This window comes from Neptunicella plasticusilytica, from assembly GCF_047922965.1.
In the GTDB taxonomy this organism is placed as follows: Bacteria; Pseudomonadota; Gammaproteobacteria; order Enterobacterales; family Alteromonadaceae; genus Neptunicella; species Neptunicella plasticusilytica.
This window is the reverse complement of the sequence record NZ_CP150481.1, coordinates 3,300,495-3,320,956: the sequence shown is the minus strand read 5'-3', so window position 1 is coordinate 3,320,956 and position 20,462 is coordinate 3,300,495. Positions and strand designations below refer to the sequence as shown.

General features: G+C 45.3%; 18 protein-coding genes. 16 read left to right on the top strand and 2 right to left on the bottom strand.

The features are described from left to right. Nucleotides 1–5 precede the first annotated feature (5 nt). From fliR to V1467_RS14835, 16 genes are all read left to right on the top strand, one after another. Entirely contained in the window at nucleotides 6–785 is a 780-nt protein-coding gene (gene fliR, locus V1467_RS14910) for a flagellar biosynthetic protein FliR (RefSeq protein ID WP_416305767.1), read from the top strand. Between the two features lie 11 nt (nucleotides 786–796). Next, a complete protein-coding gene (flhB, locus tag V1467_RS14905; protein WP_416305766.1) occupies nucleotides 797–1,921 on the top strand; it encodes a flagellar biosynthesis protein FlhB in 1,125 nt (374 codons plus the stop codon). Nucleotides 1,922–2,081: 160 nt separating this feature from the next. Continuing rightward, nucleotides 2,082–2,642 (top strand): hypothetical protein, encoded by a 561-nt coding sequence (locus tag V1467_RS14900; protein ID WP_416305765.1) that lies wholly within the window; start codon nucleotides 2,082–2,084, stop codon nucleotides 2,640–2,642. A gap of 2 nt (nucleotides 2,643–2,644) precedes the next feature. Then, nucleotides 2,645–5,482, top strand: a complete 2,838-nt coding sequence (locus V1467_RS14895; RefSeq protein WP_416305764.1) for a DUF3859 domain-containing protein — start codon at nucleotides 2,645–2,647, stop codon at nucleotides 5,480–5,482. Between the two features lie 128 nt (nucleotides 5,483–5,610). Further along, the gene (gene flhA / locus V1467_RS14890) at nucleotides 5,611–7,710 is read left to right on the top strand and encodes a flagellar biosynthesis protein FlhA (RefSeq protein WP_416305763.1); all 2,100 of its coding nucleotides are present in this window, start codon (nucleotides 5,611–5,613) and stop codon (nucleotides 7,708–7,710) included. 18 nt (nucleotides 7,711–7,728) lie between these two features. After that, nucleotides 7,729–8,997 (top strand): flagellar biosynthesis protein FlhF, encoded by a 1,269-nt coding sequence (flhF, locus tag V1467_RS14885; protein ID WP_416305762.1) that lies wholly within the window; start codon nucleotides 7,729–7,731, stop codon nucleotides 8,995–8,997. Next, nucleotides 8,994–9,866: a MinD/ParA family protein gene (locus V1467_RS14880; protein WP_416305761.1), complete on the top strand. Its 873-nt coding sequence runs from the start codon at nucleotides 8,994–8,996 to the stop codon at nucleotides 9,864–9,866. Before flhF ends, V1467_RS14880 begins: the two co-directional genes overlap by 4 nt. Then, nucleotides 9,863–10,588 (top strand): RNA polymerase sigma factor FliA, encoded by a 726-nt coding sequence (locus V1467_RS14875; protein WP_416305760.1) that lies wholly within the window; start codon nucleotides 9,863–9,865, stop codon nucleotides 10,586–10,588. Before V1467_RS14880 ends, V1467_RS14875 begins: the two co-directional genes overlap by 4 nt. 51 nt (nucleotides 10,589–10,639) lie before the next feature. After that, nucleotides 10,640–11,023: a chemotaxis response regulator CheY gene (gene cheY / locus V1467_RS14870; protein ID WP_416305759.1), complete on the top strand. Its 384-nt coding sequence runs from the start codon at nucleotides 10,640–10,642 to the stop codon at nucleotides 11,021–11,023. A gap of 35 nt (nucleotides 11,024–11,058) precedes the next feature. Continuing rightward, entirely contained in the window at nucleotides 11,059–11,817 is a 759-nt protein-coding gene (locus V1467_RS14865) for a protein phosphatase CheZ (RefSeq protein WP_416305758.1), read from the top strand. A 12-nt stretch (nucleotides 11,818–11,829) separates the two neighbouring features. Then, a complete protein-coding gene (locus V1467_RS14860) occupies nucleotides 11,830–13,977 on the top strand; it encodes a chemotaxis protein CheA (RefSeq protein ID WP_416305757.1) in 2,148 nt (715 codons plus the stop codon). A 15-nt stretch (nucleotides 13,978–13,992) separates the two neighbouring features. Continuing rightward, nucleotides 13,993–15,084, top strand: coding sequence for a protein-glutamate methylesterase/protein-glutamine glutaminase (locus V1467_RS14855; RefSeq protein WP_416305756.1), 1,092 nt, complete (start codon nucleotides 13,993–13,995; stop codon nucleotides 15,082–15,084). 36 nt (nucleotides 15,085–15,120) lie between these two features. After that, entirely contained in the window at nucleotides 15,121–15,885 is a 765-nt protein-coding gene (locus tag V1467_RS14850) for a ParA family protein (RefSeq protein ID WP_416305755.1), read from the top strand. Next, nucleotides 15,885–16,637, top strand: coding sequence for a chemotaxis protein CheW (locus tag V1467_RS14845; RefSeq protein WP_416305754.1), 753 nt, complete (start codon nucleotides 15,885–15,887; stop codon nucleotides 16,635–16,637). The genes V1467_RS14850 and V1467_RS14845 overlap by 1 nt, the downstream gene beginning before the upstream one ends. Before the next feature lie 86 nt (nucleotides 16,638–16,723). Further along, on the top strand, nucleotides 16,724–17,218 hold the full coding sequence (locus tag V1467_RS14840) for a chemotaxis protein CheW (RefSeq protein ID WP_416305753.1): 495 nt from the start codon (nucleotides 16,724–16,726) through the stop codon (nucleotides 17,216–17,218). A gap of 90 nt (nucleotides 17,219–17,308) precedes the next feature. Further along, nucleotides 17,309–17,713 carry a DUF2802 domain-containing protein gene (locus V1467_RS14835; protein ID WP_416305752.1) on the top strand — a complete coding sequence of 135 codons (405 nt, stop codon included), beginning with the start codon at nucleotides 17,309–17,311 and terminating at the stop codon, nucleotides 17,711–17,713. Nucleotides 17,714–18,075: 362 nt separating this feature from the next. Here V1467_RS14835 and V1467_RS14830 read toward each other — a convergent pair whose 3' ends face one another. Continuing rightward, complete coding sequence (locus V1467_RS14830) at nucleotides 18,076–18,387, bottom strand: EscU/YscU/HrcU family type III secretion system export apparatus switch protein (RefSeq protein WP_416305751.1); 312 nt, start codon at nucleotides 18,385–18,387, stop codon at nucleotides 18,076–18,078. Further along, on the bottom strand, nucleotides 18,384–20,369 hold the full coding sequence (locus V1467_RS14825; protein WP_416305750.1) for a flagellar hook-length control protein FliK: 1,986 nt from the start codon (nucleotides 20,367–20,369) through the stop codon (nucleotides 18,384–18,386). Before V1467_RS14825 ends, V1467_RS14830 begins: the two co-directional genes overlap by 4 nt. Between the last annotated feature and the right edge of the window lie 93 nt (nucleotides 20,370–20,462).

Here is a 20,462-nt window from a genome sequence, read left to right as displayed (position 1 = left end):
GTCTTATGGTGGTGGTTGCTGATACTATCACTCAGTATCTGGCCGATTTGCTGCTGCCTTTTATGCGCGTGTCGGGATTGTTCGCTGCGATGGTGGGGCTTAGTGCCAAATCGATTCCACCGCCAGTCAGAGCCTTGCTGACCCTGTTTTTATCTGTGTTGATAATGCCGATGATCGAACCTGTAGCTGTGGATGAAGTTATGTCTGTGGGGACCTTTTTACTGGTTATTCAACAGCTAATTATCGGTGTTGCTATTGGTTTTATTTCGATGATGATGCTGAATACTTTCGTGCTGTCCGGCCAGATTGTGGCAATGCAAACCGGTCTCGGTTTCGCGTCCATTGTTGATCCGGTTAATGGCATCAATGTACCGGCAGTGGGACAATTTTACCTGATCCTGGCGACCTTGCTGTTTTGGGCGTTTGATGGACACCTGGCGATGATCAAGATGATTATCTTGAGTTTTGAGGCTTTTCCGATCGGTGCCGGCTGGTGGGACGCTGAAAATTTCCAGAAAATAGCCCATTGGGGTAGCTGGATGTTTATTGGCGCGGTTACTTTGTCATTGGCACCAATTGTTTCCTTGCTTATTATTAACCTGGCCTTTGGTGTGATGACCAAAGCCGCGCCACAACTCAATGTTTTTACTATTGGTTTTTCTATCGCCCAGATCATGGGCCTGATTATTATCTGGCTGACCATGGATAATTTCACTTTTCATTTTGAACAACAGTGGCAACGGGCGCAGCAATTAATGTGTGACCTGCTAGTAGTCTGTCAGTAAGGGTATAAGCAATGGCTGATGCACATGAAAAGACCGAAGACCCCACGTCCAAACGCCAGTCGGAGGCCAAAGACAAGGGGCAGATTGCTCGATCCCGTGAACTGGCAACCACACTGGTATTAATCGGCAGCGCAGCGGCCTTGTTGTTGCTGGGCAAAAATATTGGTATTGCGCTTTATCACGTGATGCAACGTGCTTTTACCTTGTCGCGCGATGAAACTTACGATTTTAATCATATGTTTCAAATTCTGGGTAGCACCGTTAGTGAGATTAGTGTCCCGGTATTGTTTTATATGCTGGTGGTTTTTGTTGCCGGTATGTATGGCAACATTGCCCTGGGCGGCTATAACTTCACGCTTAAATCGGCTGCCCCCAAAGCCAGTAAACTCAACCCGTTAAAGGGCTTGAAGAGAATGTTCGGTATCAACGGTATTGTCGAACTGCTTAAGGCGCTGGCCAAGTTTATTGTGGTTGCCGTTACCACTTATTTGTCGCTAAAACTGTTTCAGGATGAGGCCTTGCATCTGGATATGGAATTGTATCCGCGCAACATGGTGCATGCACTGGATTTATTGGGTTGGGCATTTCTGATTATCTGTTGTTCCATGATCCCTATTGCGATTTTCGACGTACCTTATCAAAAGTTCAAACACGATAAGGAAATGAAAATGACCAAGCAGGAGGTCAAGGATGAGCGCAAGAATTCCGAAGGTGATCCGCAGGTAAAAAGCCGGATCCGCCGCTTGCAATTCCAGGCTGCGGCAAAACGTATGATGCAAGCCGTGCCTACTGCCGACGTGGTGGTAACTAACCCGACCCACTATTCAGTCGCCCTTAAATACGATCAGCATGGCAATCGTGCCCCCATTATGGTGGCCAAAGGTCAGGATGAAATGGCCATGCATATCCGGACAATTGCCACAGCGCATGATGTACCGTTAGTCGCTTCACCTATGTTGGCCAGGGCAATCTTTTACTCAACCGAAGTGGATCATGAAATTCCAGCCAAACTGTTTATGGCGGTTGCCCAGGTGTTGGCTTATGTCTATCAACTTAAGGCCTACAATAAAGGCAAGGGACGTAAACCTGCCCCCTTGTCTAAAAACTTGCCTATTCCTCCAGAGTTGCGGCGCTAAGCCAAATCAATCGTTGATAACATTATGAATGTTTAAACGGTGTACTTAGATTGTATTGTTCAGTAGAGTATTTGGGACATTACATGGAAGTAACTGTATTAATTTCAAACTATTCTAATCCAGTTTTTCCCAAATCCACCTAAAGCCAGAATGTTAAAAAATGACAAAGCTAAAATTATTTTTATGCGTATACGTAATCGCGGGTCTTTTGAGCGCGTGTGCAACAAAAGTATCGAGTATTAGTAAGGACGCGATTCGTAAATTAGATGCTGAAGAAGGTTATTTACTTATTGCAATAGATACAGATGTGGACTTAAAGGAAATTGAAATTTGGGGTAGAAAGAATATTGCTTTAACCTCAAACGATTTGCAGGCAGGTAGTAATTATATCCTCATACCTTTGCCAGCCGGTGATTACAGTATTCACAATATAAGGCTTAACCGAATATATAAATTCGCTGATTTTGAACCGGATTTATGGAGCTTTAAAGTAAAAAAGAATGTTATCAGTTATGTCGGGCATCTGAATATGGAAACTTTTTATCGCAAATGGTCAGTATATTCCCGAATTCAACTACTAAATAAATCGTCAGTGGCGTTGGAATATCTGGAACAACATTTTTCAACTATTTTGTCCGCCCGCGATGTTCAATACTCCGGCCCTGGGCATGATGATTTCTTTGCTGTAGTCGGTGCTGATAAAACAGCAAGGGAGCAATAATTATGGCAAAAAGGATTTTATTGATTTGTTGTCTGAGCTTTATCCACGTGCCGGTATTTGCGGTCACTCCTATACCTGCATCAGTATTGTTTAGCGATCCGAATACCCACTCTTTAAGAATGAGTCCGGACGGCAAGTATATAGCGATGTATAACACCAGCAACAATTTCCAAACTATAGAAATTGTCAATCCAGTTAAACTCGAAAGTTATATTTTAATTAAGCTATATGACAAAGAGTCGTTGCGTATCGATGACTATGACTGGATTGACAATAAAACCATATATTTGTCATTTGGGACTAGACAAGGTTTTCTGCATATTGATTATAGCGGTGTAAAACCTACAGGTAAGTGGTTGGAAATCAAGACAGATGGCTATTTGATTTCGCCACTGCAACAAGAGGCAAACAAAGTACTTTTCGCTGTTGAATCAAAAGATAAAACCAATTTGTATCGCCTTTCTCCCGAGCAGCTTGAAAAAAATGACATTGATAATGCACAGAGTTTAAATAATGAGCTGGATGGTGCTCTCCATTACTATTATGACAACAATAATAACGCATTAATGGCGGTAACTAACGACGAAACGTTACTGTCATTCTGGGTTTTAAATTCAAATAAATGGCAGAAATTTCTTGATATTGACAAGGAAATTGACTTTATCCCTATTGGGTTCCTATCAGATGAAAAGTTAGCGGTATTAACAGACAAAGATTTAAAACTAACGTCGTTGGTTGAATTTAATATCAAGACCCAAAAGTTGGGAGATGTCATTTATCAACACCCTACTTATGATCTGATTGGCGCTGGGTTAAATTCCATCGGAGCGGGGATTAAATATGTCAGATACATTGATCACGGTATTCCCAGGACTCAATACTTTTCAGCTTACGGGAAAAAGCTTACTGACATTTTAATTAATACTTTCAAGGGACAACAAGTATCAATTCTCGACTCGTCGGAAGATGGAAAGAAGATGCTGATCAGTTCGTCTTCTTCATACAATCCCGGTAAATATTTTTTATTTGACAAGACTTTAAATAAAGCCATTTTTTTTAAAGAAAAATTCGCTAATCTTGACGGTTATCCATTAACCAAATCCTCTACATTCATCACTACAACAGCAGACAATACCAATATTGAATCTATTTTGACTGTTCCTGAGCAAAACAGTAATGGTGTTTTGCTGGTTTATCCTCATGGCGGTCCAGTCGGTATAAGAAATGACGCTACCTACCATCCTGACATTCAATTTTTGGTAAGCAGGGGCTATTCCGTGCTGAATGTTAACTTCCGTGGTTCCGCAGGTTTTGGCAAAGGATTTATGGATAAGGGCAAGGAGCAATTTGGCTTGCTAATCGAGCAGGATATAACTGCGGTTGTCGAACATGTACGCAGCCTCCATCATTTTGAACATATGTGTTCAATCGGGGCAAGTTATGGAGGTTATTCGGCGGTAATGCTAGCGATGTATAATCCTCAGGATTATCAATGTGTAGTGTCAATGTATGGTATCTACGATCTGTTGCATTTATTTAATGCCAGTAACTATAAAACGACAAAGCAATTCCACAAACGTATTGAAGATGTAGTTGGTGAGCAAAACGACAAATTGAAAGCCGTGTCTCCTTTTTATTTTGTGGAAAAGTTGCAAGCACCTATTTTACTGATTGCTGGACGCGAGGATGAAATTGCGGATTTTGAGCAAGCAAACAGGATGAAATATCGATTGCGTCAGTTGTCCAAAGATGTGGAAACCCTGTTTTATAAAAATGTCGGTCATGGCCATCGTGACTGGATTGGCGAACAACATCAGTTTGCCTACATAGACGATTTTATCCGACGTAAACTGAATCTTGCCGTTCCTGCGGGTAATGAGGCTGCCAAGGCATTGGCAGAAGATGCCAGATTGATTGCTAATGGTTACAGTCTTGATGACAACGTGGACGATGATGAGCAAAAAGCATTTGAATATTACAACAAGGCTGCAAATCTTGGCGATGCGATATCAATGTTTAAAGTTGGGCGCTTTTATCAGTTAGGGCGCTATGTTGAGGCAAACAGTTTAGCTGCTGTTAACTGGTATAAAAAAGCATCAAAAGCAGGCAGTGCGGAAGCTTCTTTATTATTGGGAAAGTTATATGCAACAGGGGAGTTGTTAGAAAAAGATCCAAAGTTGTCCTATCAAATGTTTTCGCTGGCAAATCAACAACATTCTAAATTTGCTAGGTTGTATTTGGCACAAGCTGCATGTCTGGGTGAGGGCGTCGCCAAAAGTATAGAACAGTGCTTACAAGGATTATTTTTCAGTAACCTGAATGTGAAAGAAAAGGCTCTGGTTGATAGTGACGTATATGAGGAGCGTAGAAAAGTTCTGGATTGGGTTGTCTGGCATCAAAATTTTGATCAACAAGAAAAAACACAATTTGTCAGCCATATGCAGGCGGATTTTAAGTTAGATACAGTAGATCTTCAGGTGGACGAAGTCGACTACGGCTTATTCAGACAAAACAAATACAATACGAGACATCAAGAGACTACAACTATCATACCGATTAAAAAAGGTGTGTTATTTGGTGCCGATCTGGTCTTTACCTCAGCCGCCAGCGGGTCAGCGAGAATAAAATCAGCGGTTAAAATTCGCTGGATTGTACCAGAACAAATTAAACACAAAACTGAATCACATTTTACGGTCTTTAATCCTGACAAGAAATTTTACACGCATTTTGAACTGAGTGAAGATTACGAGTTAATTGAAGGTAATTGGACACTTGAAATTATGACGCTGGATGATCAGCCATTATTCAGTAAAACCTTCACCACAGTTAAATCTGAATAAAAAGTTGTCGGTCTATTGGCGTGAGTCGTTGTTTCGCTAATTAAAGTCGAGGAAGAATATAACGACTTAATATATTGGCCTGGTTGTTGCAAACACCATAGCAATGTCAATTTTTCGTTGTTGTATCTATGGAAATAGCTGCCTACCTTAACCGTTTCGATAAAACGCAATTTAAAAAAGTCACTGCAGGTCTGGGCGCTCCTGTCATTCTGTTGGCCATTATGGGCATGGTTATTTTGCCCATGCCGGCATTTCTGCTGGATGCGTTATTCAGCTTCAATATTGCTTTATCTCTTGTTGTTATTCTTGTTTCAGTTTTTACCAGCAAGCCGGTTGATTTTGGCGCCTTCCCGCTAGTGTTATTGATAGCAACGGTATTACGTCTGGCACTGAATGTGGCTTCAACCCGAATTGTGTTACTGGAAGGACATGAAGGGGGCGATGCCGCAGGTAAGGTTATTGAAGCCTTCGGTGAAGTGGTGATTGGTGGTAATTATGCCGTGGGTATTGTGGTGTTCGCTATTTTGCTGATTATCAACTTTAAAGTGGTCACCGCCGGTGCAGGACGCATATCGGAAGTGAGTGCCCGTTTTACCTTGGACGCCATGCCAGGTAAGCAAATGGCGATTGATGCGGATCTAAACGCCGGGTTTATCGATCAGGATGAAGCCCGCAAGCGACGTGAAGAAATCACTGCCGAAGCCGATTTCTATGGCTCGATGGACGGTGCCTCCAAATTTGTTAAAGGGGATGCCGTCGCCGGCTTGTTTATCATGATGATTAATATTGTCGGCGGACTCTTTATTGGGATTATTCAACACGATTTAACCTTCAGTAACGCGATTGAAATCTATACCTTGCTGACCATAGGTGATGGCCTGGTTGCACAAATTCCCTCGTTACTCCTTTCTGTGGCCACCGCTATTATCGTTACCCGTGAAAACGACAGTCAGGAAATGGGTACCGAAGTCAAACGTCAGTTGGGCAACCAGCAAGCGTTAGTCGTAACAGCCATTATCTTATTTGTGATGGGAATTGTGCCCGGCATGCCTCATCTGGCCTTTCTGGGCTTTTCACTGATTGTTGGCGGAGCGGCTTTTTATCGCTGGAGATTGGCCCAGCAGGAAAGCCAGGAAAGCCAAAAATCCGGCGAGCTTGTTGAACGCACACCACACCAGAGCGAGATCCGTGAACTGGGCTGGGACGACGTTCAGCACGTGGATACCATCGGTCTGGAAGTGGGCTATCGTCTGATACCACTGGTAGATAAAAGTCAGGGTGGCGAATTATTGACACGTATCAAGGGAGTGAGAAAGAAGCTGTCCCAGGAATTAGGTTTCTTGGTGCCGCCTGTGCATATTCGTGACAATCTGGATTTAAATCCCAATACCTACACTATCGCCATGCTGGGTGTTTCTATTGGTGAAGCAGAAATCAGCCACGACAGTGAACTGGCCATTAATCCCGGTCAGGTATTTGGCAAGCTGGATGGCAAACCGACCACCGATCCAGCCTTTGGACTGGATGCAGTATGGATCAAACCCAGTCAACGTGAACATGCGCAAACCTTGGGATATACCGTCGTCGATGCAGCGACTGTGGTGGCTACGCATCTGAGCCAGTTGCTAACAGCACACGCTTACCAACTATTGGGCCACGAAGAAGTTCAACAGTTACTGGATTTGCTGGCTAAAAATAATCCCAAACTGGTCGAAGGTCTGGTACCTGAAGTGTTGCCATTAAGTACAGTAGTGAAAGTGTTGCAAACCCTGTTGTATGAGGGCATTGCGATTCGTGACTTACGCACCATTATCCAGACATTGTCTGAATATGGTCCTAAAACCCAGGATCCTGATGTACTGGTTTCTGCAGTACGCATAGCGTTGAAGCGTTTTATTGTACAAGAAATTACTAATGGTGCTGCAGAAGTACCGGTTATAACGCTGGCTCCTGAGCTGGAACAGATGTTGCATCAATCGTTGCAAGCTGGCGGTGAAGACGGAGCCGGTATTGAGCCCGGACTGGCCGAAAAACTGCAACATTCATTGAGCGAAGCGGTTCAGCAGCAGGAGTTGGCTGGTGAACCGGCAGTATTGCTGACATCCGGCATGTTAAGACCGGTACTGTCCAGATTTACCAAAAATGCTATTTCAGGATTAAACGTATTGTCATATCAGGAAATTCCGGATGACAAGCAAATCAAAATTGTCAGTGCCATAGGTCAATAAGGTGCTAAGGGGTAGAATGTGAAAATCAGACGTTTTTTTGGCAAGGATATGCGTGACGCATTAAACCAGGTAAAAGAAGAACTGGGCAGTGATGCAGTAATCATGTCAAATAAAAAACTGGCTGATGGGGTCGAAATTGTCGCCGCCTATGATAAAGAGCCGGTTAAAAAAGCCAAACCTGAGGTTCGCCCCGCGGCAACTAAACACAACAGTAAATCGCAAGTCACTCCTACTTTAAGTGAAATCATTGGCGATAGCGGGCCGGATAGCCTCAAGGCCTTGTTGGAAAAACAGGCGCAAACAAAAAGTGAATTATCTGCGCCTGCCGTGGCCAAAGAAAGTAGTGGAACGTCAGTTAATCAGCAGGACATGAGCGATATTAAGGCGGAACTGGCGTCGCTGCGTAATGTGTTGCAATTTCAGGTTAACGGGTTACTTAAGCAGCAACAGCGTAATGAGCATCCTATGCAGGCCTACTTGACCGACAGTCTGGAAGGCATGGGAATATCCCGCGACTTAGCCAGACAGGTCGTGTCTTTTACGCCTGCTGATTGCAGCGAACGTGAGGCCTGGGTATTTTTACTCAAGTTGTTGGCGAATAGATTAAAAACCAACCAGAATGATATCCTGACTCAAGCCGGAGTGGTGGCGTTAATGGGCCCTACGGGTACCGGCAAGACTACCACCATTGCCAAACTGGCGGCACGCTATGCGCAGCAGCATGGTAGTGACAAGGTTGCATTGGTAACCACTGACGGATATAGGATTGCGGCTTATGAGCAATTAGCCACATACGGAAAAATTATCGGTTGTCCGGTAAAAAAGGCCGTTAATGCCGAACAGCTGGATGAAGTGTTATACCAGTTCCGCAACCGCAAACTGGTATTACTGGATACCGCTGGATTCGGCCAAAGAGATACGAGATTAATCAAACAGTTAGATACCTTTAAACAAACATCCTGTGCTACTATTAAAAGCTATTTGGTATTGCAGGCCAACGCACAAAGGCAGGTTATGCAACAGACAATTAAATTGTATGATGCGATTTCTTTGCAAGGATGTATTTTCACAAAATTGGATGAGTGTTACAGTCTCGGTGAAATGGTCAGTGTTGCCATAGAAAATAATCTGCCAGTAAGTTACTTGACTGATGGGCAGAAAGTACCGGAAGATATCCGCAGCGCAGATGTGAAATATATGATATCTACTGCAGCGCGGATGTTTAAAAAATATGGATTAAACCCTATGACCTCACGTCAGGTTGAACTAACATCAGTGGCCGTATGATAGAGGATCAAGCGAGTAGCTTAAGAAGTATGCAGCAATCGAGTTTGATAAAAGTAATCGCCGTAACAGGTGGCAAAGGGGGTGTGGGTAAAACCAACATCACTCTGAATACCGCCATTGCGATGGCCAAAATGGGCAAACGCGTGATGGTGCTAGATGCCGATTTGGGTTTAGCCAATGTCGATGTCATGTTGGGACTGAGAGTCGAAAAGAATTTGTCTCATGTGTTGTCCGGTGAATGTTTGCTGGAAGATGTGCTGGTGGAAGGCCCGCATGGTTTAAAAATTGCGCCCGCCACTTCAGGCAGTCAGTCAATGACAGAACTTTCCCATGTCGAACATGCAGGATTAATCCGCGCCTTCAGTGAATTGCAGCAAGATATTGATGTGTTAATCGTTGATACTGCAGCGGGCATTTCCGATATGGTGTTGAGTTTTTCTCGCGCCGCTCAGGATGTCATGGTGGTGGTCTGTGATGAGCCTACTTCATTAACCGATGCCTATGCACTAATTAAGATCCTTAATCGTGATCACGGCGTATTCCGGTTTAAAATTGTGGCCAATATGGTGCGCAATTTACGCGAAGGGCAGGAATTGTTTGCCAAATTATCCAAAGTTACCGGCCGTTTTCTGGATGTGGCGCTGGAACTGGTGGCAACCGTACCTCATGATGAAAATATTCGTAAATCTGTACGTAAGCAAAAAGCAATAGTCGATGCATATCCTTCTTCACCTGCAGCCGTTGCCATTAATAATTTAGCCAAGCAGGCGTTGAACTGGCCTATACCAAGGCAACCGGGCGGACATCTGGAATTTTTTCTTGAACAACTTGTGCGTCAAAATTCTCAACAAATGCAGGGCGAGGCGTGAACAGTAAAGCAGCAGCCTATCAACAACATGATGATAAAACCAAACTGGTAGAGCAACATGCTTCACTGGTTAAACGTATTGCTCATCATTTGATGGTGAGGTTACCTTCCAGTGTGTTGGTCGATGATCTTATTCAGGCTGGCATGATTGGGTTGCTCGAAGCGGCAAAAAATTTCGACGGCAGCAAAGGTGCCAGTTTTGAGACCTATGCCGGGATCCGTATTCGTGGTTCAATGCTGGACGATATTCGTAAGGGAGACTGGACGCCCCGATCCGTGCACAAAAACAACCGGGCGATCTCTGAAGCCATAGCGCAGGTTGAACGTGATACCGGACGAGATGCCCGTGATGTCGACGTTGCCGAGTATTTACAAGTCAGTATTGATGAATACCATCAGATGCTCAACGAAGTGAATGCAGGCCGTATTATCGGCATTGAAGATTTGGGCGTAACGGAAGATGTTATCACTACTGATAGAAATGGTAGTATAGACGAACCTTTCGATGACGTTTTGCAAGGGTCATTCCAGAAGTCACTGGCCCATGCTATTACTACGTTACCGGAAAGAGAAGCCATAGTATTATCTCTTTACTACGATGAAGAGCTGAATCTGCGTGAGATTGGTGAAGTGCTTGAAGTGAGCGAATCAAGAGTCAGCCAGATCCATAGTCAGGCAATGCTCAGGCTGAAAAACCGGATGAAATCATGGCGCACAGTTTAAAACAGTTTTATACAATAATAATGGCAAGTTGATACCTCAACGGAGGCGGTTTTGAATAAAAATATGAAAATTCTGGTTGTTGATGATTTTTCGACAATGAGACGCATCATTAAAAATTTGTTAAAGGATCTGGGATTTACCAGTGTGCAGGAAGCGGATGATGGCAGTACGGCCTTGCCTATGTTGCAACAGGGTGATTTCGATTTCGTAGTGACAGACTGGAATATGCCAGGGATGCAAGGAATCGATTTGTTGAGGGCTATCCGTTCTGACGACAACCTTAAACATCTTCCCGTATTGATGGTGACAGCAGAGGCCAAGAAGGAACAAATCGTCGCTGCAGCGCAAGCCGGTGTGAACGGTTACGTGGTAAAACCCTTTACCGCAGCAACATTGAAAGAAAAACTCGACAAGATATTTGAACGTCTGGGTTAACCGGTAGCTTATCCTGCCAATTTAGGAGAAGCTGAATGGCTAATTTACAAAGACCGTCAATCTCGCTAGAAGATGCAAGAAAGCTGGTTAGCTTGCTGGAAGACGGAGATCAGGACGCCGCAAATACATTGCTCGACACTGTCAGTATGAATAGTTCTGTTGAGCTGTTTTCAGAAGTCGGCAAGTTGACCCGTCAATTGCACGACTCACTGAACAATTTCCAGCTAGAATCCCGTATTGCCAATCTTGCTACCGAAGATATTCCCGATGCACAGTCGCGTCTCAACTATGTGATCGAAACCACCGAGCAAGCTGCTAACCGCACTATGGATGCGGTTGATACTTGTATGCCGATTGCCGAGCAAATCAATTCCGGTATAAAAAATATTATGCCTGAATGGAAAAAGTTGATGACCCGTCAACTAGAATTGAATGAATTCAAAACACTATGCTATGACCTGGATAGCTTTCTCGAACAGTCGTTAACCGAATCAGAAAAGTTAAACAGCTTATTGACCGAAGTGTTGATGGCACAAGGCTATCAGGATATTACCGGCCAAGTTATTCGTCGCGTAATGGAATTGGTAAAAGAAGTCGAAGACAGTCTGGTGCATATGCTAACCATGTTCAGTGTTTCCGAAGTGGTTGATACTTCAGCGAAAAAGGATAAAGAGTTAGCGAAAGATTCCGATAATATGAAAGCAGAAGGGCCGATCATTGATGCCGAAAACCGCGACGACGTGGTTTCGGGACAGGATGATGTGGATGACCTACTATCTAGCTTAGGCTTTTAAGAGGAATGGTTCATGGGATTTGAAGTTGATGAGGAAATCCTCGAGGATTTTTTGGTTGAGGCAGGAGAAATACTTGAACAGTTGCAAGAACAACTGGTCGAGTTGGAAAATGATCCTGACAACGCCGATTTGCTCAACGCCATCTTCCGTGGTTTTCATACCGTAAAAGGTGGCGCCGGATTTTTGTCGTTAACCCCATTGGTTGAAGCTTGTCACGGTGCCGAGAACGTTTTCGATATTATGCGCACCGGTAAACGCAAAGTTAATTCGGAACTGATGGATGTTATTCTCCAGGCGCTGGATACCATCAACGAAATGTTCGCTCGGGTACAGGCCAGACAAGAACTGGAACCTGCATCACCAGAACTGATTGAAGCATTACACCGTTTAAGTAAGCCTGAGTCAGCCGATCAACAATCTGCGGCGCCAGCGGCAGTTGAAAAAGCACCGGCTGAAGTTGAGTCATCGCCGGCAGTGGCCGAGGACAGCTCAGCGTCCGATGGCAGTATTGATGATATTACCGAAGACGAATTCGAAAAACTGCTGGATGAATTACACGGTAGTCAGGCGCCGGGCACATCATCACCCCCTGCAGTGGAAGCGGCAAGCGACGAAGATATTACCGATGACGAGTTTGAGTCGTTGCTGGATGAACTGCATGGTAAAGGCCAATTTGCCGCAGATAAAAGCGAACCAGCTGCTGCACCTGTATCTGAATCAGCTTCCACATCAAGTACAGATAGTGATGAAATCAGTGATGATGAGTTCGAGGCTCTGCTGGACGATCTGCACGGTAGCGGAAAAGGTCCGGGTGCCGCCCGAGAGTCTGCGACCAATCAACAGCAACAACCGGTAACCCCGGCTCCGGCCGCTAAAGCACCGGAACCTGCTGCTGCGGCTCCACCTAAAAGCACTCCACCTCCAGCAGCCAGCGCCGTTGCGGCTAAAAAAGATGATAAAAAAGCACCAGCCCAACCAGCGGCTGAAACCACCGTCAGGGTAGATACTAAACGTCTTGATCAAATTATGAATATGGTCGGTGAGTTGGTTTTGGTGCGCAATCGTCTGTTGAGTTTAGGGGTTAATGTCAATGATGAGGCGATGAGTAAAGCGATTGCCAATCTGGATGTTGTCACTGGAGATCTGCAAGGCGCGGTAATGAAAACCCGTATGCAGCCAATTAAAAAAGTGTTTGGTCGTTTTCCACGAGTGGTGCGTGATTTAGCCAGAAGTTTAAAGAAAGAAATTACTTTGCAGCTTATTGGTGAAGAGACCGATTTGGATAAAAATCTGGTTGAAGCCCTGGCTGATCCCTTGGTGCATCTGGTGCGTAATTCGGTTGATCACGGTATTGAAATGCCTGATGACAGGCAGGCAGCCGGTAAACCGCGGATGGGCACCGTTAAGTTATCGGCTTCGCAGGAAGGCGACCATATTTTGCTGACCATTGAAGATGATGGTAAGGGGATGGATCCGGAAAAACTGAAAGAAATCGCGATTGGCAAAGGCGTTCTGGATGAAGAAGCTGCTGCACGCATGACCGATGAAGAAGCTTTCAATCTGATTTTTGCTCCGGGTTTTTCGACCAAAGTCGAGATTTCCGATATTTCCGGCCGCGGCGTGGGCATGGATGTGGTGAAAACCAAAATTAACCAGCTTAACGGTTCGGTACAAATCAAATCTGAACTGGGTGTGGGTACAACGTTATCGATCAAGGTACCGTTGACATTGGCCATTTTGCCAACTCTTATGGTGATGGTATGTGATCAGGCCTTTGCGTTGCCGTTGGCAACGGTTAATGAAATTATTAATGTTGATTCTGGTAAAACGAATACTGTCGATGGTCAATTAACCATGATTGTCCGCTCCAAGGCTATCCCGTTATTTTTCCTGGCGGAATGGTTAAACCGTAATAAAAAGCATGTGGTGGATAAGAGTAAAGGTCATGTTGTGGTGGTGCAATTAGGCACCCAGCAAATAGGCTTTGTAGTGGATTCTCTGATAGGTCAGGAAGAAGTTGTCATCAAACCACTGGACGCCATGCTGCAAGGCACGCCTGGTATGGCGGGGGCGACTATTACCAGTGATGGTGGAATTGCACTTATTCTGGATATTCCCGGACTATTAAAACGATACGTTAAAAAAGCATTAAACGCTTAGGAGTATTTTTCATCAATGCCATATAAGGTTTTGGTGGTCGATGATTCGACTTTTTTCAGGCGCAGGGTTAAAGATATTCTAGCCCGCGATCCGGACCTCGAAGTGATCGGGGATGCTAAAAATGGACAGGAAGCCATCCAGCAGGTCGCTGCTTTAAAACCGGATGTGGTGACCATGGATATCGAAATGCCCGTTATGGATGGCATTACTGCGGTTAAAAACATCATGGCCGCCAATCCGGTGCCGATCCTGATGTTTTCATCTCTGACTCATGAAGGTGCGCAGGCCACATTGGATGCGATGGATGCCGGTGCGCTGGACTTTTTACCCAAACGCTTTGAAGATATTGCCAGAGATCGCCAGGAAGCTATCGATTTATTGCAGCAGCGAGTCAAAGCGCTGGCACGCCGTAAAAGTCGGATGGGTTCATTATCCTCTCGTCCTACAGCGTCATTTTCCTCAGGTCTTGCATCCCGACCAACTAGTGTCACTCCACCGGTCAGGACAAGGATTGAGGGAGGGCGCAAGAGCTATAAATTATTGGCGGTGGGAACGTCGACTGGCGGACCGGCTGCATTACAGAAACTATTAATGCCTTTACCGGCTAACTTCCCATATCCGATTTTATTGGTACAACATATGCCGGGTACTTTCACCAGCGCTTTTGCCGAGCGGTTAAACCGTTTGTGCCAAATTAATGTGCTGGAAGCTAAAGGGGGAGAGAGTTTAAAGCCTGGTTCCGCTTATTTGGCGCCTGGTGGTCGGCAGATGATTCTGGACGGCAGTGCCAGTTCTGCCAGAATTAAGGTAGTGGATACCAATGTTGAACAGAGAATGCCGTACAAACCCAGTGTTGATTTAACTTTTACTTCTGTTTCCCGTGTATTTGGTGGTGATGTGTTAGGTGTGATCCTGACCGGGATGGGCGCAGATGGTCGTGAAGGTTGTAAAGCACTCAAGAATCGAGGGGCCAGGATCTGGTCGCAAGACGAAAATAGTTGTGTGGTTTACGGCATGCCGCAGGCCGTTGCGGCGGCAGGGCTGACCGATGCCGTGTATTCAATTGATGAATTTGCTGCCCATATTATTGCTGAAATGAAAGCCTGAGAATTATTCGGGCGCTATGCTAAAGCGAGTTTGATATTGAAAGTCTGGACGGTGGCCAACCAAAAAGGTGGGGTGGGAAAAACCACCACAACAGTGACTCTGGGCGGACTATTAGCGCAGCAGGGTAAAAGGGTGCTGCTCATCGATACTGATCCGCAAGCATCGATGAGCTATTACTTTGGCATTGATTCAGAAGAACTTTCCAGCAGCGTATACGATGTTTTTATGGCGGGTAGCAGTCCAGGTCGTGAAGATGTATTAGATAGCCTATGCCCGACCAAGCTGGATTCCCTGTTTTTACTGCCTGCCACCATGAATTTGTCCACTCTGGACCGAAAGCTGGGTAGCAAGAGCGGGATGGGGCTGATTTTGCGTAAGGCCATCCATTCTCTGATTGATGATTTTGATTATGTGATTATTGACTGTCCTCCGACGTTAGGAGTATCAATGGTTAACGCTTTGGCCGCCTGCGATCGTATTTTGATTCCGGTACAAACCGAGTTCTTGGCCTTAAAGGGGCTGGAAAGAATGATGCATACGCTGGAAATTATGGCCAAAACACTGGCGCGAGAATTTGAATATACTATCGTTCCTACTATGTATGACAAGCGAACCAATGCTGCATTAGAAGCCTATCAGTCACTCCGGGCCACATATGGTGATTCAGTTTGGTCTGCAGTGATCCCGGTTGATACCCGTATCCGGGAAGCCAGTCAGGCGCAAATGCCACCTTCAGTATATTGTCCCAAATCACGCGGCGTATACTGTTACAACAATCTACTGAAACAGCTGGACAGTTAATGAGTAAGGGTACATTTGCCAAAGAAGAAGTGATGGAAGAATACCTTTCATCCCTGTTAACCGAAGAACAACCGGTTGTTGATGCATTGGTGGAACAAAAAACTGTTCAGCATCTGCTTCAACAAGTCTCTGCGGAGCAAGAAAAAGCCAAACTAAATCAACAGGTTGAAATCTCTGAAAAGCAGCATACGGCTAAAGTAATAGCGCCCGCTGCCGACAAGAATGAAGAGATTCTGGCTTCGATAGACGACGCCCAGTCCAAAATGAAGCCGACGGGTCGTGGGGAACAAGTTAAAGCGTATCGCCAGGGGGCTTTTCAGGCGCTGTTTTTTAAATTGGCGGGTTTAACTCTGGCTGTACCCTTGACTGAGTTGGGGGGGATTCATAATCTGGACAAACCCAAACCCCTGTTTGGCAAACCGGACTGGTTTTTAGGTATGATGCTGCATCGGGAAGAGCAACTTAGCGTGGTGGATACTGCTAGATGGGTCATGCCAGAACGCATGAATGAAACGCTGGCAGAATCTCTGAATTATCAATATCTTATCATGCTAGGAGAGAGTCACTGGGGATTAACTTGTGAATCACTGGTCAATACCGTTACGTTACAACATGATGATGTAAAGTGGCGTGAAACCGATGGTAAACGGCCTTGGCTGGCCGGTTTGGTAAAAGATAAAATGTGCGCCTTGATAGATGTGCAGCAAATGATCGAATTACTGGATCACGGATATACCAGTAATGCAAAATAAACATTAATTATTCAGTATGTTATATCCATTTCGGGCTAATATAATGGGTAATAGTGACAGACGCAGCTTGCAAGGGAGCAAGTCTTATGAGTGAAAACAAAAACTTTAATAGTTCAGCTAGTGATGCAAACGACGAAATCCTGCAATGGGTCACCTACCGTTTAGGCGAAGAAACCTACGGTATTAACGTAATGCAGGTTCAGGAAGTATTGCGTCATACCGAAATCGCCCCCGTACCAGGTGCACCTGATTACGTATTAGGTATCATTAATTTACGCGGTAATGTAGTAACCGTTATCGATACTCGCTCCCGTTTCGGTTTACCCTCTGCCGATGTGACTGATAACTCCCGTATTGTAATCATTGAATCAGAACAACAAGTGGTCGGAATCCTGGTGGATAGTGTTGCCGAAGTAGTCTATTTACGCTCTTCGGAAATTGCCAGTGCGCCTAATGTGGGGACTGAAGAAAGTGCCAAGTTTATCCAGGGAGTTAGCAACCGTGATGGTGAGTTGTTGATATTGGTGGATTTGAACAAATTGCTATCTGATGATGAATGGAATGAAATCAGCAATATCTAGGTATTACCGCGTAGAAAGAGCCTGCCTTGCTAATCAGGCTTTTTTTATGTCCCAGGTGACAGTCTTTAATCATCTCGACCAGAGTGAATTATGACAGATTGGTATTACCAGCTAGTGGTATTGGCCGTTCTGGTGGCGTTGCTGCTATGGGTACACTGGTATCACCAACGCAGCATCAATGAGCTTCAGCACAAATGCCGGGAGCAGAATAAAGTCATGCTGGAGTTAAAATCGGAACTGCAGTTACTGCAAGAAGGCGTGCATGAATTACGTACAGGTTCGCTAGGCGTAGGACAAAAAGTGCAGGATTTAGTCAAGCAACTCCAGGAAACGCAAGCTCGTCAGGACGAATTAAAAGACCAGGATCCGGAAAGCAAACTGTATGGGCAAGCTGCCAGAATGGCGCAACAAGGGGCCACTACTGATGAAATTATGCAGGAATGTGAATTACCCCGCGCAGAAGCTGAACTACTGATTCAATTGCATAAAAAATAAAAATCCTTTCGTCAGTAACGGACTAAAAGATAAAAAACAGTATTCACCACGGAGACGCGGAGTTCACAAAGAAAAGATATTGGCTTCGCCAACGGCATCCATGCCTTTTTTCGTGCCGCATCCTTGCGGACCGACCCTGTTTTGAAGCACCAAAATAGGGGAAAAGTGCTTCACTCCACTAACTTTCTAATCCGATTGAAATAATGACTTTAATACCGGAACGGCCAAAGGTAACGTCCCTGTAAAGCATTGACCTTGTCCGGACGTCCATGTCCGGCCATCCGACAAGTCCTTATTTAACTCGGGAAAGTTAGAGTCGCTGATTTCAAACCAAAACGGTCACTTCCTCAACGAAGGGCCGATTAAGTCGTGGCTTTAAATTGGCCGGGGATATGTTGCCAGCCTTCCGGGAATTTTCCCTGTAACACATAAGAAAACGCAATCAGTTCGGCTATCACATGATAGAGTTCTTCCGGTATCTGCTGTCCCAAATCCAGTCTCCCGAGAAAATCTGACAAGTATTGATCCTCATGTATCAATACTCCACTTTGCTTGGCCAGTTGGATAATTTCCTCGGCCAGATCGCCGAAGCCTTTGGCAATCACTTCCGGTGCATCACCTGGCTGGTATTTTAGGCCGACTGCTTTTTTGGCCGGTGTGTCTTTATCATTCATACTCGGGTCTCGAATAATTGATAGGGTCGCTGCTGCAAGGTAGCCGGAATTTTTCCCAGTTGACACTGGCTACGATTGACCTCAATTTGCAACGCCTTAAAACGTTTTTTCAACAAAGGTAAAAAATTCATCAATTGGTGCAGCGTATCTTGGTTGGAGGTATAAAAATCCAGTTCCAACTGATTTTTCTGTAATATGGCTTTGGTCAGGACTTCACCCATAGTGCCGATTTCAAGTTTCATGGTCAGATGCCAGCGTTGTCCGGCGCTTTTTTTGCCTTTCTTGTCCTTGGAGGATTCCGGCTCACGGCGGATCAGCAGTTCGACATCTTTTCTGTCCTGGCCCTGTCCGGTGGAGAAATTATAGAACAGGCTCTCCTGTCCCTGAATTTGTTGCTCGGCGCTGGCGACTTTATTGCCCTGATGATTAGCAAGCAGGCGAGACAAGGTTCTGGTTAACTGTTGTTGCTGTTCCAGTTGGGAAAAGTCTCGCAATGCTCGGCTGCTTACCTGGCTAGTGGTATTATTGCCAGTTTTATCGCCTAACAGGTTGTTGATGGCTTCAGACAGTTTTTCAACTTGGGCAGGTTGGCTGCGTGCTAGTCTCGATGCCAGAGAAAGTTGTAACATTGCCACCAGTCCAGCCACAAAACCTTGTGTGGCAGGCGGGCTGACAAGCTGTACCGGCGTTAATGACAGTGCCGGTGCGCTCAACAGTGCTCTGAGTTGCTGATGATCCTGCTCTTTTCCTTGCGGCTGTGACTGATCCAGTTGTTGTAGCCATTTTTCTACCAGTGGTTTCAGCTCGGGTGATTTGGTGATGAGCGGATCGGCTAATATTTTTTCCAGCTGATTGAGTAGTTTTGCCGGCGCGTCCTGCAATGGTTGTAATTGTCGTAACAGTCCATGTAATTCCGGTGGTGGATTGCCGGATATGGGAAGTCTGGACTCGGTTGTGACCAATTTGCCCGTGTTGGCTATATCAGGCGTGACAGCAGGTAATAAATTGGCTATTTGCTGGCTTTGTTGTTTGGTGAGATTGACCGTAGCGACAGCCTGTTGTCCGGGTTGTATTTGCAATATCGCCTGCTGTTTGTTGTCGATAACCAGATTGAGGGATGGTTTACTGGTGCTGCTTAACCACTGGTTTAAGGTATTTTGTACCTCCTGAGGCAAGAGCGGGGCAATTTTCGGGATAATATTGCCAGGCAACATCAATCCCTTGCTGGCGCTGACTACGGTTAACAATGCCGTTACTTGAGATGACTCGAGTTTAACCGGACGGGACGGATTGGCATGTTCGGCTATGACAACCGCCTGCCAATTTTTGCCTTGCGGTTTGAGTTCTACTGACACCGGTTGGCCAGTGCTATATTTCTGTGTATCTGCCATGGGCAGGTTAACCAGCAAGTCACTTCTGGGTAATAGCGGCTGTTTGGCCAATCCGCTTTGCTGCGACTGCGATGGCTGGTTTTGACCGGTGGAGGCGGCAGCGAGTTTCAATTCGGCTGCCGTGCTGGCTTGCAGTATTTGCTGTTTTAGCGGCTGTTGTGAGTCCGGCGCGATAAACTTCAATTCAATATTTTGCGGCAAGATATTGGCGATGATCGCATCCAGTTTAATCGTTGTGGTCGCTACCTGACTGAGTTGTAGTGGCGGTAATTGCAACAGTTGTTGCACCAGAGTCTGTTTAATGGCCAACTGGATTGGTGCAGTTTTGTCGGTCGGGAAAAAACTCAGCAATTGATTATTTTTGCTAGTCAATAACTGGTACGTCTGGTTATTTGCCAATTCTCCTTTTAATGACGTGCTGTCCAGTTGCAGTTGACCATTGGCGTTAAGCAGTAACAGTTGTTCCGCGCCGAGGTGTTTTACCAGTACATCAATAGCTTGCTGGCTGACCGCAGTCTGTCTGGGCGACTGAATGATTTGTTGCAACGCATCGGTGAGTTGCTGCAATGAGAATGACGGGACTTCTGGCATAGTATTCTATCGGCCCGATATGTGAGTGCTTGATAGTTTTAATCAGACGATATTAACACACAGAAAAATGCGATTTCACCTTTCGTTATGCTA